The 18,874-nt window shown below is 55.6% G+C and carries 19 protein-coding genes and 1 pseudogene; 6 read left to right on the top strand and 14 right to left on the bottom strand.

Features of this window, described 5'->3' with window-relative positions:
• The first annotated feature begins 63 nt into the window (after positions 1-63).
• Positions 64-1,041 carry a thiamine-phosphate kinase gene (thiL, locus tag ACLJRH_RS06025; protein WP_000752138.1) on the top strand — a complete coding sequence of 326 codons (978 nt, stop codon included), beginning with the start codon at positions 64-66 and terminating at the stop codon, positions 1,039-1,041.
• Positions 1,019-1,534, top strand: a complete 516-nt coding sequence (pgpA, locus tag ACLJRH_RS06020) for a phosphatidylglycerophosphatase A (RefSeq protein WP_000154063.1) — start codon at positions 1,019-1,021, stop codon at positions 1,532-1,534. Before thiL ends, pgpA begins: the two co-directional genes overlap by 23 nt.
• A gap of 4 nt (positions 1,535-1,538) precedes the next feature.
• Here pgpA and ACLJRH_RS06015 read toward each other — a convergent pair.
• From ACLJRH_RS06015 to xseB, 5 genes and pseudogenes are all read right to left on the bottom strand, one after another.
• Positions 1,539-1,630, bottom strand: a pseudogene (locus ACLJRH_RS06015) (hypothetical protein); the annotation flags it as partial.
• Positions 1,631-1,637: 7 nt separating this feature from the next.
• Positions 1,638-2,612, bottom strand: a complete 975-nt coding sequence (locus ACLJRH_RS06010; protein WP_023136508.1) for an aldo/keto reductase — start codon at positions 2,610-2,612, stop codon at positions 1,638-1,640.
• Positions 2,613-2,668: 56 nt separating this feature from the next.
• On the bottom strand, positions 2,669-4,531 hold the full coding sequence (gene dxs, locus ACLJRH_RS06005; protein WP_000006777.1) for a 1-deoxy-D-xylulose-5-phosphate synthase: 1,863 nt from the start codon (positions 4,529-4,531) through the stop codon (positions 2,669-2,671).
• Between the two features lie 23 nt (positions 4,532-4,554).
• Positions 4,555-5,454: a (2E,6E)-farnesyl diphosphate synthase gene (gene ispA / locus ACLJRH_RS06000; protein WP_000348074.1), complete on the bottom strand. Its 900-nt coding sequence runs from the start codon at positions 5,452-5,454 to the stop codon at positions 4,555-4,557.
• Positions 5,455-5,697, bottom strand: a complete 243-nt coding sequence (xseB, locus tag ACLJRH_RS05995) for an exodeoxyribonuclease VII small subunit (RefSeq protein ID WP_001124944.1) — start codon at positions 5,695-5,697, stop codon at positions 5,455-5,457.
• A gap of 209 nt (positions 5,698-5,906) precedes the next feature.
• On the opposite strand from xseB, the gene thiI reads away from it, so the two are divergent.
• Positions 5,907-7,355 carry a tRNA uracil 4-sulfurtransferase ThiI gene (gene thiI / locus ACLJRH_RS05990; RefSeq protein ID WP_000668648.1) on the top strand — a complete coding sequence of 483 codons (1,449 nt, stop codon included), beginning with the start codon at positions 5,907-5,909 and terminating at the stop codon, positions 7,353-7,355.
• Positions 7,356-7,398: 43 nt separating this feature from the next.
• On the opposite strand, the gene phnV is transcribed toward thiI, so the two are convergent.
• The 5 genes from phnV to phnR all read right to left on the bottom strand — a co-directional run bounded on the left by phnV (position 7,399) and on the right by phnR (position 12,107).
• Positions 7,399-8,196: a 2-aminoethylphosphonate ABC transport system, membrane component PhnV gene (phnV, locus tag ACLJRH_RS05985; protein WP_000909788.1), complete on the bottom strand. Its 798-nt coding sequence runs from the start codon at positions 8,194-8,196 to the stop codon at positions 7,399-7,401.
• A gap of 2 nt (positions 8,197-8,198) precedes the next feature.
• On the bottom strand, positions 8,199-9,059 hold the full coding sequence (phnU, locus tag ACLJRH_RS05980) for a 2-aminoethylphosphonate ABC transporter permease subunit (RefSeq protein WP_001602773.1): 861 nt from the start codon (positions 9,057-9,059) through the stop codon (positions 8,199-8,201).
• Between the two features lie 2 nt (positions 9,060-9,061).
• Entirely contained in the window at positions 9,062-10,171 is a 1,110-nt protein-coding gene (gene phnT, locus ACLJRH_RS05975; RefSeq protein WP_000928796.1) for a 2-aminoethylphosphonate ABC transport system ATP-binding subunit PhnT, read from the bottom strand.
• A gap of 5 nt (positions 10,172-10,176) precedes the next feature.
• Entirely contained in the window at positions 10,177-11,190 is a 1,014-nt protein-coding gene (gene phnS / locus ACLJRH_RS05970; RefSeq protein WP_000778008.1) for a 2-aminoethylphosphonate ABC transporter substrate-binding protein, read from the bottom strand.
• Between the two features lie 197 nt (positions 11,191-11,387).
• Entirely contained in the window at positions 11,388-12,107 is a 720-nt protein-coding gene (phnR, locus tag ACLJRH_RS05965; RefSeq protein ID WP_000836268.1) for a phosphonate utilization transcriptional regulator PhnR, read from the bottom strand.
• Between the two features lie 139 nt (positions 12,108-12,246).
• Between phnR and phnW the strand changes: the two genes are divergently transcribed.
• On the top strand, positions 12,247-13,350 hold the full coding sequence (gene phnW, locus ACLJRH_RS05960; protein ID WP_000203956.1) for a 2-aminoethylphosphonate--pyruvate transaminase: 1,104 nt from the start codon (positions 12,247-12,249) through the stop codon (positions 13,348-13,350).
• Positions 13,351-13,359: 9 nt separating this feature from the next.
• Positions 13,360-14,169, top strand: coding sequence for a phosphonoacetaldehyde hydrolase (gene phnX / locus ACLJRH_RS05955; RefSeq protein WP_012219071.1), 810 nt, complete (start codon positions 13,360-13,362; stop codon positions 14,167-14,169).
• Positions 14,170-14,265: 96 nt separating this feature from the next.
• Here the strand turns inward: phnX and yajL are convergent, their stop codons facing one another.
• Both yajL and panE read right to left on the bottom strand, forming a co-directional pair.
• Positions 14,266-14,856 (bottom strand): protein deglycase YajL, encoded by a 591-nt coding sequence (gene yajL / locus ACLJRH_RS05950; RefSeq protein WP_023136507.1) that lies wholly within the window; start codon positions 14,854-14,856, stop codon positions 14,266-14,268.
• Positions 14,819-15,730 (bottom strand): 2-dehydropantoate 2-reductase, encoded by a 912-nt coding sequence (gene panE, locus ACLJRH_RS05945; protein ID WP_000705816.1) that lies wholly within the window; start codon positions 15,728-15,730, stop codon positions 14,819-14,821. Before panE ends, yajL begins: the two co-directional genes overlap by 38 nt.
• Positions 15,731-15,855: 125 nt before the next feature.
• Between panE and ACLJRH_RS05940 the strand changes: the two genes are divergently transcribed.
• Positions 15,856-16,347: a YajQ family cyclic di-GMP-binding protein gene (locus ACLJRH_RS05940; protein WP_001138913.1), complete on the top strand. Its 492-nt coding sequence runs from the start codon at positions 15,856-15,858 to the stop codon at positions 16,345-16,347.
• A 46-nt stretch (positions 16,348-16,393) separates the two neighbouring features.
• Here the strand turns inward: ACLJRH_RS05940 and ACLJRH_RS05935 are convergent, their stop codons facing one another.
• A complete protein-coding gene (locus tag ACLJRH_RS05935) occupies positions 16,394-17,758 on the bottom strand; it encodes an MFS transporter (protein ID WP_001000935.1) in 1,365 nt (454 codons plus the stop codon).
• A gap of 220 nt (positions 17,759-17,978) precedes the next feature.
• Positions 17,979-18,869, bottom strand: a complete 891-nt coding sequence (cyoE, locus tag ACLJRH_RS05930; protein ID WP_000971352.1) for a heme o synthase — start codon at positions 18,867-18,869, stop codon at positions 17,979-17,981.
• Between the last annotated feature and the right edge of the window lie 5 nt (positions 18,870-18,874).

Genomic DNA, 18,874 nt, shown 5'->3' with positions numbered 1-18,874 from the left:
GATAGCGGGCGATCGATACCCGCCGTCTCCGGCCTTTTCTTTTTTTCTGCTGAGGCATAACGTATGGCATGTGGCGAGTTTTCCCTGATTGCCCGTTATTTTGACCGTGTAAGAAGCTCTCGTCTTGATGTTGAAACCGGTATTGGCGACGATTGTGCGCTCCTGAATATTCCTGAAAAGCAGACCCTGGCGATCAGTACCGATACGCTGGTGGCGGGCAACCACTTCCTCCCTGATATCGATCCTGCCGATCTGGCTTATAAAGCGTTGGCAGTGAATTTAAGCGATCTGGCCGCGATGGGGGCCGACCCGGCCTGGTTAACGCTGGCGTTAACGTTGCCGGAAGTGGATGAGCCGTGGCTGGAGGCTTTTAGCGACAGTCTGTTTGCGCTATTGAATTACTACGATATGCAGCTCATTGGCGGCGACACCACGCGTGGACCGCTGTCGATGACGCTGGGTATCCACGGTTATATCCCGGCAGGGCGCGCGCTCAAGCGATCTGGCGCGAAGCCGGGCGACTGGATTTATGTCACCGGTACGCCGGGCGACAGCGCTGCCGGGCTGGCGGTTTTGCAAAACCGGCTACAGGTGTCGGAGGAGACAGACGCTCACTATTTAATTCAACGGCATTTACGCCCGACGCCGCGTATTTTACACGGCCAGGCGCTGCGTGATATCGCCAGCGCGGCTATCGATCTTTCCGATGGTTTGATTTCCGATCTGGGGCATATCGTCAAGGCCAGCGGCTGTGGGGCAAGAGTAGATGTTGATGCGCTGCCAAAATCCGATGCGATGATGCGCCATGTTGATGACGGGCAGGCGCTGCGTTGGGCGCTTTCCGGCGGCGAAGACTATGAGCTGTGCTTTACGGTGCCGGAACTGAATCGTGGCGCGCTGGATGTCGCCATTGGTCAACTGGGTGTTCCCTTTACCTGCATAGGTCAAATGAGCGCAGATATTGAAGGGCTGAATTTTGTACGTGACGGAATGCCTGTCACCTTTGACTGGAAAGGATATGACCATTTTGCCACGCCATAAAGATGTTGCGAAAAGCCGCCTGAATTTGCGCAATCCGTGGCATCTGCTCGCTACCGGCTTTGGCAGCGGGCTGAGCCCCGTGGTGCCGGGCACGATGGGCTCGCTGGCGGCGATCCCCTTCTGGTATTTGATGACGTTTCTGCCGTGGCAGCTTTATTCGCTGGTCGTGATGTTTGGGATCTGCATTGGCGTTTATCTTTGCCATCAGACGGCGAAAGATATGGGCGTACACGACCACGGCAGTATTGTCTGGGATGAATTTATCGGTATGTGGATAACGCTAATGGCGTTGCCGACGACGGACTGGCAGTGGGTGGCAGCCGGGTTCGTTATTTTCCGCATTCTGGATATGTGGAAACCCTGGCCGATCCGTTGGTTTGATCGCAACGTGCACGGCGGCATGGGGATTATGATCGATGATATCGTCGCCGGGGTGATATCCGCCGGCATACTGTATTTTATCGGTCATCACTGGCCGCTCGGTATTATTTAAAGGGTTTGCCGGATGGCGGCGTAAACGCCTTATCCGGCCTACCCCCGAACAATATGTCGATTTCACAGGCCCGATAAGCGCCGCGCCATCGGGCAATGGCGGATTATTTAAATCCCACCACCGGATGCTGTTTGTACGGTGTTTCGAGTTCGGCAATCTGCTCCGGTTTGAGCGTTAAATCAACGGCATTCAGCAACTCATCTAACTGCTCTTCACGCGAAGCGCCGATAATCGGCGCGGCGACGCCTCGTTTGCTGAGCAGCCAAGCCAGCGCGACCTGCGCTCGCGTTGCGCCAAGCGCCTCGCTGACGCCAGCCAGCCGTTCCGCTATTTGCGTATCATTTTTATCGCTTTCAGCGTATAAATTTTTACCCACGTCATCCGAGACCAGGCGGGCCGTGGTTTCTCCCCAGGGGCGAGTTAAGCGCCCGCGCGCCAGCGGGCTCCACGGAATCACGGCGACGCCTTCCTGCCAGCACAGCGGTAGCATCTCACGCTCTTCCTCGCGGTAGATCAGGTTATAGTGATCCTGCATGGTGACAAACGGCGCCCAGCCGTGTTGTTTTTGTAGCGCCAGCGCCTGGGCAAATTGTGAGGCGTGCATTGAGGAAGCGCCGATATAGCGGGCTTTACCCGCCTTCACCACGTCGTTTAGCGCTTCCAGAGTCTCTTCTATCGGCGTGGTGTAATCCCAGCGGTGGATTTGCAGGATATCGACATACTCCATTCCCAGACGGGTGAGGCTATCGTCAATAGAGCGCAGGATTTGCGCGCGGGACAATCCTTCCGGCAGATCGCCGACGCGATGGAAGACTTTCGTCGCTACCACCACCTCGTCGCGCCGGGCGAAATCACGCAGCGCGCGGCCGACAATCTCTTCGCTGCTGCCGTCGGAGTAGCTGTTGGCGGTATCAAAAAAGTTAATGCCGCCCTCAAGGGCGCGCTTGATGATGGGACGGCTGCTCTCTTCGGGAAGCGTCCAGGCGTGATTGCCGCGACTCGGCTCGCCGAATGTCATGCAGCCCAGACAAAGGCGGGATACCCGAAGATCTGTATTTCCTAACGTGTTGTATTGCATGACTCCGCTCCTGTTATACCCGTCACTCTTCAAGCATAGCAGGAGCAAAGAGGGGATTATGCCAGCCAGGCCTTGATTTTGGCTTCAATGCCTGCGGCGTCGAGCCCCAGTTCCGCGCGGGCTTCTTCCTGCGTTCCTTGCGGGATAAAGAAATCCGGAAGGCCGATATTCAGCACAGGTACAGGTTTACGATGGGCCATTAGCACTTCGTTTACGCCGCTGCCAGCGCCGCCCATAATGGCGTTTTCTTCCAGCGTCACCAGCGCGTCATGCTGCGCGGCCATCTCCAGAATTAACGTGTCGTCCAGCGGCTTAACAAAGCGCATGTCGACCAGCGTGGCGTTCAGCGCTTCGGCGACTTTCGCCGCCTCAGGCATTAAGGTGCCAAAGTTCAGAATCGCCAGTTTTTCGCCATGACGCTTCACAAGGCCTTTACCAATAGGCAGTTTTTCCAGCGGGGTTAGCGCCACGCCCTGCGCATTACCGCGTGGATAACGTACTGCCGTCGGGCCGTCGTTATAGTGATACCCGGTAAATAACATCTGGCGACATTCGTTTTCGTCGCTTGGCGTCATGATCACCATATCCGGGATGCAGCGCAGATAGGAGAGATCGAACGCGCCCTGGTGTGTTTGTCCATCCGCGCCAACGATACCGGCGCGATCGATGGCGAACATGACCGGCAGTTTCTGGATAGCGACGTCATGGATGACCTGATCGTAGGCGCGTTGCAGGAAAGTAGAGTAGATCGCCACGACGGGCTTATAGCCGCCAATCGCCAGGCCTGCGGCGAAGGTGACGGCATGCTGCTCGGCGATGGCGACGTCAAAATAGCGATCCGGGAATTTACGTGAAAATTCCACCATGCCGGAACCTTCGCGCATTGCCGGGGTGATCGCCATCAGCTTGCTGTCTTTGGCGGCGGTTTCACACAGCCAGTCACCGAAGATTTTTGAATAACCTGGCAGACCGCCGCTGCTTTTCGGCAAACATCCGCTGGAAGGATCAAATTTAGGCACCGCATGGAAAGTGATCGGATCTTTTTCCGCGGGCTCATAGCCGCGGCCTTTCTTGGTCATGATATGCAGGAACTGCGGGCCTTTCAGGTCGCGCATGTTCTTCAATGTGCTGATAAGCCCCATGACATCGTGACCATCGACCGGCCCGATGTAGTTAAAGCCCAGCTCTTCGAACAGTGTGCCCGGCACAACCATGCCTTTAATATGTTCTTCGGTACGCTTGAGCAGTTCTTTAATTGGCGGTACGCCGGAGAAGACCTTTTTTCCGCCTTCGCGCAGAGAAGAGTAAAGCTTACCGGAAAGTAGCTGCGCCAGATGGTTGTTGAGCGCGCCGACGTTTTCCGAAATCGACATTTCATTGTCGTTCAGAATGACCAGCATGTCGGGCCGGATATCGCCTGCGTGATTCATTGCTTCAAACGCCATACCGGCGGTGATGGCGCCGTCGCCGATCACACAGACGGTGCGGCGATCTTTGCCTTCTTTCTCCGCCGCCACGGCAATGCCGATACCGGCGCTGATGGAAGTGGAGGAATGCCCAACGCTCAGCACATCGTATTCGCTTTCTCCGCGCCACGGGAACGGGTGCAGACCGCCTTTCTGACGAATGGTGCCGATTTTGTCGCGACGACCGGTAAGGATTTTATGTGGATAAGCCTGGTGTCCAACATCCCAGATTAGCTGGTCAAACGGGGTGTTGTAGACATAATGCAGCGCCACGGTAAGTTCTACCGTGCCCAGCCCGGAAGCGAAGTGCCCGCTGGAACGGCTTACGCTGTCGAGTAAGTAGCGGCGTAGCTCGTCGCAGAGTTTCGGCAGACTCTCTTTCGGTAACAGTCGTAACTCCTGGGTGGAGTCGACCAATGCCAGGGTAGGGTATTTGGCTATATCAAAACTCATCGCAAGCTCATTGGATATGGGGTTTATTTATCACGCTGGATTATGTAGTTCGCTAGCGCTTCCAGTGCCGAGGTGTCCAGTGATTGCGCGGCCAGCTGATGTAACGACTGACGGGCGTCCTCTATCAGGTCCCGGGCTTTATTCCGGGCTTGCTCAAGACCCAGAAGTGCAGGGTAGGTACTTTTGCCAAGCTGCTGGTCTGCGCCCTGACGTTTACCTAACGTTGCAGTATCGCCCACCACATCCAGAATGTCATCCTGAACCTGGAAGGCAAGGCCGATACTCTCTGCATAGCGGTCAAGTATCGGCAGAGTATTCCGTCCTTTATCGCCCGCGCTCAACGCGCCAAGTCTAACGGCGGCGCGAATGAGCGCGCCGGTCTTATGGCGATGAATGCGTTCCAGCGCGTCCAGAGTGATCCGCTGGCCTTCTGCCGCCAGATCCAATGCCTGACCGCCGCACATACCGGCGATGCCGCTGGCGTTCGCCAGTTCGGCGATCATCGCGATACGATCGCGATCGGCGACTTCCGGCATCGGCGCGTCGCTGATAATGGCAAACGCCAGCGTTTGCAACGCGTCTCCCGCCAGGATTGCGTTGGCTTCGCCAAATTTAATATGGCAAGTCGGCAGGCCGCGACGCAAATCGTCATCGTCCATTGCTGGCAGGTCGTCATGGATCAGCGAATAGGCATGAATGCATTCGACCGCCGCAGCTGGCGCATCCAGCGTTGCCGTACTGACGCCAAACATTTGACCGGTGGCGTAAACCAGAAATGGCCGCAGGCGTTTACCGCCTAATAATGCGCCATACTGCATGGCTTCGACCACGGGAGTGTTCTGAAAGGGCAGTGGCGCGATAAAACGGCTCAGCGCCTGATTCGCTTGCGTTACGCAAGCCTGTAGCTGCTGCGTAAAGTCCATTTACTCATTATCCGCGATAAAAGGCTCAGGTGAAGCCTCTTCATTATCAGACAGCAAAATTTGCACGCGCTGTTCCGCCTGCTGCAGTTTTGCCTGCCCCTGACGCGCCAGTTGTACGCCGCGCTCGAATTCATTCAGCGCGTCTTCCAGCGGCAAATCGCCGCTTTCCAGGCGGGTAACAATATGTTCCAGCTCGCTCAGCGCAGTTTCAAAGCTGGCGGGCGCCTCATTTTTCTTCGGCATGATGACTGTTTGACTCTCTGTAATGGCAGCACAAGTCTATGGTAACGGACTCACACTGATAAGCAAATAACGCGCAATGGTAAGGGGAAATGCGCAAGATGTCCGTGATAGTGATATACTTCCGCGCCTGGATGCAGCCGTAGGTATGGGCTGCTGTACTATTTCTCCACGACAAGCCTTAGATAGCTTGCTAAAGAACCATTGCCGCCATGAAGTTTATCATTAAATTGTTCCCGGAAATCACTATCAAAAGCCAATCTGTGCGTTTGCGCTTTATAAAAATTTTAACCGGGAACATCCGTAACGTTTTAAAGCACTACGATGAGACCCTCGCGGTTGTCCGTCACTGGGATAACATTGAAGTTCGCGCCAAAGATGAAAACCAGCGTCTGGCGATTCGCGACGCGCTGACCCGCATTCCGGGAATTCACCATATTCTTGAAGTCGAAGATGTGCCGTTCACCGATATGCACGACATTTTCGAGAAAGCGTTGGCGCAGTATCGCGAGCAGCTTGAAGGCAAAACCTTCTGCGTGCGCGTAAAACGTCGCGGTAAGCATGAGTTTAGCTCCATTGAGGTGGAGCGCTATGTCGGCGGCGGATTAAATCAGCATATTGAATCGGCGCGCGTGAAGCTCACTAACCCGGATGTGACGGTGCATCTGGAAGTGGAAGATGATCGCCTGCTGCTGATCAAAGGGCGTTATGAAGGTATTGGCGGTTTCCCGATTGGCACCCAGGAAGATGTGCTGTCGCTGATCTCCGGCGGTTTTGACTCCGGCGTCTCCAGCTATATGCTGATGCGTCGCGGCTGCCGCGTACACTACTGCTTCTTTAACCTCGGCGGCGCGGCGCATGAAATCGGCGTTCGCCAGGTGGCGCATTACCTGTGGAACCGCTTTGGCAGCTCCCATCGCGTGCGTTTTGTGGCGATTAACTTCGAACCGGTGGTCGGCGAGATTCTGGAGAAAGTTGACGACGGCCAGATGGGCGTGGTGCTCAAACGTATGATGGTACGCGCGGCGTCGAAAGTGGCGGAACGTTACGGCGTACAGGCACTGGTGACCGGCGAAGCGCTGGGCCAGGTATCCAGCCAGACGCTAACCAACTTGCGCTTGATCGATAACGTATCTGACACGCTGATCTTGCGCCCGCTGATCTCTTACGATAAAGAGCACATTATCAACCTGGCGCGCCAGATTGGTACGGAAGATTTTGCCCGTACGATGCCGGAATACTGTGGCGTGATTTCAAAAAGTCCGACGGTGAAAGCCATTAAAGCGAAAATTGAAGCCGAAGAAGAAAATTTCGACTTCAGTATTCTCGATAAGGTGGTAGAAGAAGCGAACAACGTCGATATTCGTGAAATCGCCCAGCAGACCCAGCAGGAGGTGGTGGAAGTAGAAACCGTGAGCGGTTTTGGCGCCAACGATGTGATTCTGGATATCCGTTCTGTCGATGAGCAGGATGACAAGCCGCTGAAAGTGGAAGGCGTCGACGTCGTTTCGCTGCCTTTCTACAAGCTGAGTACTAAATTTGGCGACCTCGATCAGAGCAAAACCTGGCTGCTATGGTGCGAACGCGGCGTAATGAGTCGCCTGCAGGCGCTCTATCTGCGCGAGCAGGGGTTTGCCAATGTGAAGGTGTATCGCCCGTAATTCCTTTGCCGGGTGGCGGCTATGTCCTACCCGGCCTACCGTTTTATTTCTGCCCCAACCGTTTTGCAATGCGCTCCAGCTTCATCATCAGCAGCAGCGTAATGGCCACCAGCACAATGGTCAGCGCCGCGCCGTCGGCGATATTTCCACGGTCGGTCAGGCTAAAGATAGCCACCGGCAGCGTCGTCCAGCCCGGCGGATAAATCATCATCGTCGCGCCCAACTCCCCCATGGAGAGCGATAAACTCAGCGCCAGCGCTGACATCATCCACGGCATCAATAACGGCAACGTCACGTGACGCAGACGATACCAGGGCGATGCCCCCAGACTCGACGCGACGTTTTCAATATCGGCGGAAATTCGCGCCAGTCCGGTCGACACGTTACTGAAGGTAAAGGCGGAAATCAGCACAAAGTGCGCTGTCAGCACAATCCATAGGGTGCCGTTCATTTGCAATGGCCCCTGGCTGAAAGCAACCAGAATGCCCAGGCCCACGGACACTGACGGAATCGCACTCGGCAGATAGAACACCATACTTAACCATTTCTGCGTTTTCACCCCATATTGACGCAGCGCCAGCGCCGCCCAAACGCCGCAAAGCAGCGCAAACAGGCTGGCGCAAAAGCCAATCGTGAGGCTGGCAAGTAGGGCATCCCATGCCGCACCGTGCAGAGCGTTAACAAAGTGGTTCAGCGTGAAGCCACTCGGCAGAATACCGTTCCACTGCTGGCTAAGGCTGGACATCAGAATCACCGCCAGCGGCAGGAAAAAGAACACGATAAACAGTGCGCTAGCCACAACGCCCGCCGCTGCGCGTCCTTTAGGTGACCAAATTAGCATGGCTAGCTCCTTACGCCGGTACGCGATGCCGCCAGGCGATAGAGGGAGAACAGTCCCAGCGACAAGACAATGTTAATCAACGCAATCATGCAGGCGACCGTATAGTCGGACTCCAGAATCGCTTTGCTGTAAACCATCATCGGCAGGGTGTTAACTCCCTTCGCGCCAATAAACAGTACGATGCCAAACTCGTTAGTGGTCAACAGCAGGCACAGGCTGCCACCAGCCATCAGCGCCGGTAGCGCCGCCGGGAAAATCACCTGCCCAATCACCCGTAACGGGTGCGCCCCCAGAATGCTGGCTGCCTCTAGCTGGCTTTTATCAATTTGCCGCAGCGCGGCCATCAGTGGCCGCATCACCAGCGGAGTGAACACCGTGATCTCCGCCAGAATGACGCCCTGCATCGAGTAGAGAAAATCCACCGGCGGTAGCTCAAAGGCAAACAGGCTCATCAGCGTACCGTTGAGCAGACCCGCTGACCCATAAATAAAGGTGAACGCCAGCGTAATCAGGAAGGTCGGCAGCGCAATAAAAGTATCGACGACCCGACCAATCCACTCGCTGCCGGGGAAAGGAATAAACACCAGAATCAGCGACATCACGCTGCCCAGCAGCAGGCAACCGGCGGTGGCGAAAAAGGCGATTTGCAACGTGTTCAGCAACGCGCCGACAAAGCGTTTCGAGTCGACCACCTGGCGGAAGGTCTCGAGCCCGATCTCGCCATTGGCACCGCGTAGCGCCTGTTCAACGATGAGCGACAGAGGCCAGAAAAACAGTGTCGCCAGCACCAGCAACGGGAGCAGCAGCCACAGCAGCGGGCGTAGGTTAAGCGCCGGTTTTTCCAGAGGTAAAATGAGTGACATGGTTATACCTCAATCAGGACCGCATCATCCGGTTCGAACCACAGCGCCAGCTTGTCGCCCACGCGCGGCAGCGGATTGACATGCGTCAACACCATCCGCACCGTTTCGCCAGCAACGTCACACAACAGATGGGTTAAATCGCCCTGCCAGTGCACCGATTGCAGTGTGGCGTTGAAGCGGTTGCTGTAGGCCGAACGCGGCGTCAGGCTGAGGTGCTGAGGACGAATGCACAGCAGTTTGTTGTAACCGTGGTGGCTGCCCCGGCTGAACGCGCGAATCACCGCACCGCCGCAGCTGACGTCCACCAGCCCCGGAATCTCCGTTATCCCCAGCGCAATGGCGGAGAGAATATTGGCGCGGCCTAAGAATTCGGCGGCAAAGCGATTGGGCGGATGCTGATATAACGCGCGGGTTTCGCCGTGAGCAATCAGCGAGCCATCCTTCATAATGCCGATTTTATCGGCCAGGGTGAGCGCTTCCGTTTGATCGTGGGTAACGTAGAGAATAGTGAGTTCCGGCAACTCACGGTGAAGACGGGCGATTTCTTCCACCATATTATGACGAATCTGTGCGTCCAGCGCTGACAGTGGTTCATCCAGTAACAGCACGCGCGGGCGCACGGCAATCGCGCGGGCGATGGCCACGCGTTGCTGCTGGCCGCCGGAAAGTTGATGCGGATAACGGGTGGCGTAATCACTCATGCCAACCGTTTTCAGCGCCTGCGTGACACGCTCATTAATTAGCGCCTTTGGCTGCTTCTGCGCACGCAGACCAAAAGCGACGTTGTCTTCCACTTTCAGATGCGGGAACAAGGCGTAGTTCTGCACCACCATCGCCAACCCGCGTTTATAGGGTGGCAGATGGGTGACGTCCGTATCGCCAATCAGAATACGACCGCCTGCAGGTTGCACAAAGCCCGCAACCGCACGCAGCACCGTCGTTTTTCCAGATCCTGATGGGCCAATCAGCGCCAGCACTTCGCCAGGTTCAATCGTCAAAGAGAGCGGTTTAAGCACCACGTTGCCGTGATACGCAACGCGCAGCGAGTCGAGGACTATCCCCGATGTCCCCTGCGATGCAGGGGCGTGAACGGCGGTCGTTTTCATCAGCATCAGGCTTACTCGCTTTCGGTCACTTTGTGCCAACGGCTAATATCTGCCGACAACGAAACGGCTACGTCATCCCAATTTGGCTGCCAGCTTTGCACGCCTTCCAACGCGGCAGTGGCGGCCTTGTAATGTTCGTCGCTCGGCGTCACGTCGCTGCGTACTGGCATTCCCCAGGAGAGTTCGCTGACGCGAGTCTGCGCTTCTTTACTCAGCAGGAAGTTAATCAGCTTTTTACCGTTTTCACTCTGCGGCGCCCCCTGGACCAGGCCAATGACATAAGGGATGGCCAGCGCGCTGCGCTCGCCTTTGTCGTTGGCCGGCCAGAAGATTTTCACGTTCGGGTTACGTTCCATCTGCGCGAGGTTCATTTGCAGGTCGCCGTTAGCGACGTAGATTTCACCTTTATTAACCAGCGCGGTTAGCTTGCCGGTAGAGGCAGATGGCCCGACGTTATTGGCCTGCAGCTTGCCGAGATACGCAAAACCGGCATCTTTACTGCCGAAGCTGTGGAAAGCCTGCAGCATTACCGCCGTGCCGTCAGCGGCCTGACCTGGCGTGGAATACTGGAGTTTATTTTTGAATTTACCGTCAAGCAGATCCTGCCAGCTCGCCGGGGCAGTTTTCAGCAGCTTGCTGTTGTAGATAAAGCTCAGATAGTTCTTTACCAGCGGCGAATAAAGGTTGTTGGCATCGGGGATAGCCGATGCGGCGTCGGTGTTAAAGTTCGCCAGCAGCTTTTCGGCGGCGGCGCGCTGAATGAATGGCGGCGCGGTTACCAGCACGTCGGCTTGCGGATTCGTACGCTCTTTTGCCAGACGTTCCACTACCACGCCACCACCGCCTTCAACATAGCGTACGGTAATGCCGGTCGCTTTAGTGAATGCGTCAAACTGCACCTGGTACCAGCTGTTATCGCCATCGTGCAGCCCGTCGATGGAGTACACCGTGACCACTGATTCCGCCCATGACGGGGCGCTGGCGAGAGCGAAGACAGACAGCAGAGCAAGTCGGGAAAGTTTCATCGTAATAGCCTCATAGCGTACGTTGCATTTTCTGGCCTATACCAGGTTTGCTTTTTACGCTAAACGGCTTATGTGACAAAACGATGAAAGAGAAATAAATCAGTCCACGCCGGAGGATGCTGCGCTTATCCGGATAGCCGTGAGACGATACGATTGACAGGCCGGATAAGGCTCGCAGCCAACATCCGGCGCATCCGCTAGTGGGTATCTACCTCAATACGCAGGCTGTCGTGACGCCAGTATTCGATATCCAGATCCAGCACTCGCCCGTGTTGATCGTAGTTCAGACGGCGCAGCAACAGCGCCGGGCGTCCTTCCATAACTCCCAGCGCCTGTGCGGCCTGCGCAGGCATGGCGGTGGGGTAGAACGACAGATGCATGCTGGTATAGACGAGGTTGTAGTGCGACTCGTATACCTCGGTCAGGCTGCCGTTGAGATCGTACTGCAGCAGCTCAGGCACGCGGGCGGGCAAACAATGGTTTTCGCAGTAGCACACGGCGCGGCCATCGGCGTAACGCAGACGGGTCAGCAGATAGATTTGATCAAACGGCTGGAGCTGGAGGGGCTCCATGACCTCGACAGGCACTGTGGTTAACACGCCGCTCAGTAGCGCGGTTTTTGGCTCCCGCCCCTGCTCGCGGCAAAGCTTATGGAAGTTGGTGTTCTGGGTCGGATCCAGCCACAGGCGTTCCGGCGTAACGAACCAACCGCGACGATCGGCGCGCCAGATAAGCCCACTGGACTCCAGCTGCGCCAGACTTTCGCGGATAGTAATGCGCGTGGTGTTGAAGATCGCGCACAGTTCGCGTTCAGACGGCAGTTTATCACCGCTTTTCAACGCACCGCTCTGAATACGCGCCTGAAGCTGCGCCTTGATCAACAGGTACTGCGGGATATCGCCCGGGATAGATTTCATGCTTACTCGCTTCCGTTTTGCCTGCCGCCATTATACAAGCAGAGATGAATTTTTTGTTGCAGCGCGATTTTCTCTTTGACCCGTCGCGGCAAAGATCGTCATGATAAATGCAATCTGGTATAGACCAAAGGTAAATAACATGACTTCGCGTAACTATCTGCTGCTGACTCCTGGCCCGCTCACCACCTCTCGCACCGTGAAAGAAGCGATGTTGTTCGATAGCTGTACCTGGGATGATGATTACAATATCGGCGTGGTAGAACAGATCCGCCAGCAGTTGACCGCACTGGCAACGGCCTCCGAAGGCTACACCTCCGTACTGCTGCAAGGCAGCGGCAGCTATGCTGTGGAAGCCGTACTGGGCAGCGCATTGGGGCCGCAGGATAAGGTGCTGATCGTCAGCAACGGTGCATACGGCGCACGAATGGTCGAGATGGCCGGCCTTATGGGTATCGCCCATCACGCTTACGACTGCGGCGAAGTTGCGCGCCCGGACGTGCAGGCGATCGACGCGATCCTCAACGCCGACCCGACGATCAGCCATATCGCCATGGTGCATAGCGAAACGACCACCGGGATGCTCAACCCCATTGATGAGGTGGGCGCTCTGGCGCATCGCTATGGCAAAACCTACATCGTTGACGCCATGAGCAGCTTCGGCGGCATCCCCATGGATATTGCAGCATTACACATCGATTATCTGATCAGCTCCGCCAATAAATGCATTCAGGGCGTGCCTGGTTTTGCTTTCGTGATTGCCCGCGAGCAAAAACTGGCCGCGTGCAAAGGGCGTTCCCGCTCGCTGTCGTTAGATCTCTACGCCCAGTGGCGCTGCATGGAGGATAACCACGGCAAATGGCGTTTTACTTCGCCCACTCATACCGTCCTGGCGTTTGCCCAGGCGTTGAAAGAGCTGGCGGAAGAAGGTGGCGTGGCGGCACGTCATCAACGCTATCAGCAAAATCAGCGCAGCCTGGTGGCCGGAATGCGGGCGCTGGGCTTTAACACGCTGCTGGATGACGAACTTCACTCGCCCATTATCACCGCCTTTTATTCACCGGAAGACCCGCAGTATCGCTTTAGCGAATTTTATCGCCGCCTCAAAGAGCAGGGCTTTGTTATCTATCCTGGCAAAGTGTCGCAAAGCGACTGCTTCCGCATCGGCAACATTGGCGAAGTATATGCCGCCGATATCACAGCCCTGCTGACCGCCATTCGTACCGCCATGTACTGGACGAAATAAGGAACCATGATGAACCGTATTCACGCTGTTATTCTCGACTGGGCGGGCACCACCGTCGATTTTGGCTCCTTCGCGCCGACGCAAATTTTCGTCGAGGCGTTCCGTCAGGCATTTGATGTGGAGATCACCCTCGCCGAAGCACGCGTGCCAATGGGGCTGGGTAAATGGCAACACATTGAAGCGCTGGGAAAATTACCTGCTGTTGACGCGCGCTGGCAGGCAAAGTTTGGCCGCTCCATGAGCGCAGCAGATATTGATGCCATCTATGCCGCCTTCATGCCGCTACAGATTGCTAAAGTTGTCGATTTTTCTTCTCCTATTGCCGGAGTTATCGACACGATCGCGGCGCTACGAGCCGAGGGTATCAAGATAGGCTCCTGCTCCGGTTACCCACGAGCGGTGATGGAGCGCCTGGTTCCCGCCGCCGCCGAGCATGGTTATCGTCCGGATCATTGGGTGGCAACGGACGACCTGGCCGCGGGTGGTCGCCCGGGGCCGTGGATGGCGCTGCAAAACGTGATTGCGCTGGGCATTGATGCGGTCGCGCACTGTGTGAAGGTAGATGATGCCGCGCCGGGCATTAGCGAGGGGCTTAACGCGGGGATGTGGACGGTGGGGCTGGCGGTATCGGGTAACGAATTCGGCGCAACATGGGACGCCTATCAGACAATGTCGAAAGAGGACGTTGCGGTCCGCCGCGAGCACGCGGCCAGCAAGCTGTACGCCGCCGGGGCGCATTACGTGGTGGATTCACTGGCGGATTTACCTGAGGTGATTGCGCATATTAATGCGCGTCTGGCGCAGGGCGAACGCCCGTAAAATAACTGCCGGATGGCGCTGTCGCTTATCCGGCCTACAGACTGTACCGTTTTGTAGGCCGGATAAGGTGTTTACGCCGCCATCCGGCAATCATTCTTATTCGTAGTAGTTATAAATCCCCGCCGCCATCACCAGTTGCGAAGCCACTTCATGCGCTTTTTCACGACCAACCAACAGGTCGATGATTTTCAAGCCAAAATCGATAGCGGTACCCGGTCCCTGGCTGGTTAATAATTTTACCCGCGCATCCCACACCACACGCTTATCCTGCCACTGTTCGGCGGGGATCTTATCTTTCAGCGCCGGAAAACCGGTCATATTGCCGATAGGGAAGATATCGTGCGGCATGAGCACTGTAGCGGCTGCGGCGCAAATGGCTGCGACAATGCGCCCGGAGCGGTGAAACTGTTTTACGGTTTCGACCAGCAGCGGGCTGTCGCGAAAGCACTCGGCGCCTTTAATTCCGCCGGGCAACACGATGATGTCATAATCGCCGTCGGCAACTTCAACCAGCGGCGCATCCGCCAGTAGCTTTACACCGCGCGAGCAGACAATCGTCAGGTTGCCATCGCTGGCGACGCTGGCGGTAGTGACGTGGATTCCGCCGCGAACCAGCAGATCGATAGTGGTGACCGCTTCGGTCTCTTCACTACCAGGGGCGAGGCATACCAGTGCCTGAGCGCTCATACTCACTCTCCTTTCGCTTTACCATTTCAAACAGGCGGCTATTTTCCGGAACGGCGAGACCGTGCACGCGGGCGCGCTTGAGTAAATAACCGGTGATGTAGTCAATTTCGGTATGGCGCATGGCGCGCACGTCCTGCAACATGGATGAGATGTTTTCTGCCGTACTGTCAATCACTTGCTCAACATAATAGCGTAAATCGTCTGCCGATGTGTGGTAGCCTTCACGTTCAATCACGGCGGCGACCTCTTCGCAAATCGCGTTGATTTCATCAGTATGATGGCGCAGCTCGCCGTTCGGGCAGTTCCAAAGCGCGGTGAGCGGGTTGATAACACAGTTGACCGCCAGTTTGCGCCACATCTCTGCGCGGATATTGTTATGCCAGGCGACATCGGGCAGTACCCCCTGCAGGATATCGGCGAGATAACTGTAATCGCCGTCTTGCTCGCGCGCAGGGCCAATATGCGTAGTACCGTTAGCGACATGAATAATGATATTACCGTCGCGGCGCGCAGCATGGGTGATAGTCCCCATCAACATCGGCTGTTGGATATTTTGCAGCTCTTCTATGGTTCCCATTCCATTATGAATGAGCAGGATAGGCGACGTCACCGGTAGGGTTGACGCCAGGGTTCGTACTGCGTCGGAAACCTGCCACGCTTTCAGCGTGACTAACAACAGTTCGCTCTTCGCCAAAAAATCCGGATCGTTTGCCGTCAGTGATTCGTTGAAAAAGGAACCATCGGTATCGATCAGATTTACGCTGCAATAAGGTTGTGGCACCCGTAGCCAGCCCTGTACGTCATGTCCGTGTTTGCACAGTGCCGAAAGCCAAAGTTGTCCTAAGGCTCCGCATCCCAGTACAGTAATTTTCATTGTTCCTCCTCACCTGCAACAGCGCCAGGTGTTATGGCGCTAATTATAGCGTCATCAGCTAAGCTTCTCGTTAAGCCTCGTTGCAGGTATTATGCAACGCAACGAAAATGAAGGGAGAAGAAAAGATGCCATCTTTCGATATTGTTTCTGAAGTTGATCTGCAGGAAGCGCGTAACGGCGTGGATAACGCGGTTCGCGAGGTTGAGTCTCGTTTTGACTTCCGTGGCGTAGAGGCGACTATTGAACTGAACGATGCCAATAAAACCATCAAGGTGCTGAGCGAGTCCGATTTCCAGGTCAATCAGTTGCTCGATATTCTGCGCGCCAAGCTGCTTAAACGCGGTATTGAAGGCGCTTCGCTGGATGTACCGGACGAGTTCGTGCATAGCGGTAAAACCTGGTATGTGGAAGCGAAGCTGAAGCAGGGCATTGAAAGCGCCGTGCAGAAGAAAATCGTCAAGCTGATTAAAGACAGCAAACTGAAGGTGCAGGCGCAAATTCAGGGGGAAGAGATTCGCGTGACGGGCAAATCACGTGACGATCTGCAATCGGTAATGGCGCTGGTTCGCGGCGGTGATTTGGGCCAGCCGTTCCAGTTCAAAAACTTCCGCGATTAAGTTGTTATGCCGGATAGAGCTTCGTCGCCATCCGGCAATGCTGCATTCATCCTTTGCTGATAAGCTGTTCAACTTCAAAGCGATTGGTCACTTTGCTGTCGATTTTGACGTAAGCGGAATGCTCTTCCGCCACGATCAGCGCTTCGCTTACGCCTTTCATTGCCAACAGTCGCTGTTTTAGCCTGTCGTCAGCAACGATATCCGCTGGAATTTCCACACGCAGGCTGCTGACATAGGGCGGCTCTTTCATGGTACTTGCCACCGCCAGCCATACCATCGCCAGTACGGCCCCGGCAAGAAAAACGGTTTGCCCATCAAACGTGCCGTCTATCCAGCCGCCCAACGAGCCGCCAAGCGCCACGCCAAGAAACTGACTGGTAGAATAGACGCCCATCGCCGTTCCTTTATACCCCGCGGGCGACTCTTTGCTAATAAGAGAAGGCAGCAGCGCCTCCATCAAATTAAAGGCAAGGAAAAAGAGTTGTACGCCAATCACCAGCTCCCAGAAATGCTGGCCCGCTCCCCACAACACGATTTCCGCGACGATAATGAGCCCCACGCAGAACAGGAATACCTGCTTCATCCGCCGTTTGACTTCAGCATAGATGATAAAAGGCACGACGGCGGCAAAGGCGATCACCATGGTTGCCAGATACACCTTCCAGTGTTCGGCGGCAGGGAAACCGGCATCGGCAAGCTGGCCGGGTAGGGCGACAAAGGTGGACATCAATAAAATATGCAGACACATAATGCCGAAATTGAGCTTGAGCAGCCTCGGCTCCGCCAGCACTTTACTGAAGCTGCCTTTGACCATCCCGGATTCGCGATTCAGCACATGGTTGGTACTGTTGGGAACCACCCAGATCGTCAGAAGAATGCCCAGGGTGGCGAGGGCAGCGATCATCCAGAACAACGCGTTCAATCCCAGACTATGGGTAACAATCGGCCCTAATACCATCGCAATCGCGAAAGTGATACCAAAGCTGACGCCGATAAACGCCATCGCTTTGGTACGGTTTTGCTCGCGGGTGAGGTCAGACAGGAGCGCCATGACGGCGGCGGCAATAGCGCCGGACCCCTGTAGTGCTCGCCCCAGAATAATGCCCCAGATAGAGTGGGAGAGCGCGGCAATGACGCTGCCCGCGACAAATACCGCCAGTCCGCCGACAATCAGCGGTTTACGGCCAATGCGGTCGGACAGCAGCCCAAAGGGAATTTGAAAGATAGCCTGCGCCAGCCCGTAAATGCCGATCGCAATGCCGATTAATGCTTCGCTGGCGCCCTGTAGCGCCATACCGTATGTGGTCAGTACCGGTAGAACCATAAACATGCCCAGCATACGCAACGAAAAGACGGTCCCTAAACCCCATGTGGCACGCAGCTCCCCTGGCGTCATTTTATAATCGTTCATTGCCACCTCTGTATGAAATTCGCACCTAGTGTAAAGCGCCAGGTTGGTTGGGTAAATATGCGCTTTATTAACAAATGTTGTGGTGGTGAGGGTAGGCCACGAGAGACGAAAAATGCCGGATGGCGATACTCACGTCGCTTATCCGGCCTACAGGTAACGTGCTTTTGTAGGCCGGATAAGGCATAAGCCGCCATCCGGCATAGAAGAGGTGACGATGAACTTACCAGACGTAAGTCAGCAGATTCTGCGAATTCGGCACCATAAAATCAACGGACATCATGATACTCAGCGCGGTAATCGCAATGATAGAGAAGCCGAACAGCTTGCGCGCCCAGACCTTATCATCTTCCACTTTGTAACCGCGTAGCGCCATGCCGAGCCACCAAACGCTGACCGCCGCGGCGACCACCAGGTATTTGTAACCGGCATAACCGCCCAACGTGAGCATTAGCGTTGCAACGGCAAACGCAATGATGTACAGCGTGATGTGGTTTTTAGCGACTGAGATTCCTTTTACCACCGGCAGAACCGGGATATTGGCCGCCTGATAGTCCTTAAAGCGGAAAATGGCGATGGCGTAAGAGTGCGGCATCTGCCAGAGGCTGAAAATAGCCAACAGAATCGCCGCGCCGCTGTCAAAGTCGCCCGTTACGGCGCAGTAGCCAATCACCGGCGGCGCTGCGCCGGAGAGAGAACCAATCAGCGTTCCGTAAACGGAGTGACGCTTCATGTACAAGCTGTACACGCCAACGTAGACCACGAAGCCCATCACCCCCAGCCAGCAGGCCAGAGGATTGGCGCCAAACCACAACAGCATAAAGCCAGCAATACCCAGCAGGGTGGCGTATACCAGCGAGACGCCAGGAGAAATCAGGCCTTTGACCAGCACCCGATTCTTGGTCCTTTCCATCTTCCTGTCGATATCCCTGTCGATGTAGTTGTTAAATACACAACCCGACGCCACAACCAGTGACACCCCGACCAGCGTATAAATGAACAGGGGATAGTCAATGCTGCCCTTTGAAGCCAGCAGAAATCCCCCGATCACCGAGATCAGGTTGCCAAAGATGATGCCTGGTTTCGTTACTTGCAGGTATTGCTTAAACATCATACTCG

This window comes from Salmonella sp. SAL04162, from assembly GCF_046551535.1.
Taxonomy (GTDB): domain Bacteria; phylum Pseudomonadota; class Gammaproteobacteria; order Enterobacterales; family Enterobacteriaceae; genus Salmonella; species Salmonella enterica.
The sequence above is the reverse complement of the archived record's forward strand: the minus strand, read 5'-3'. Positions and strand labels throughout refer to the sequence as shown.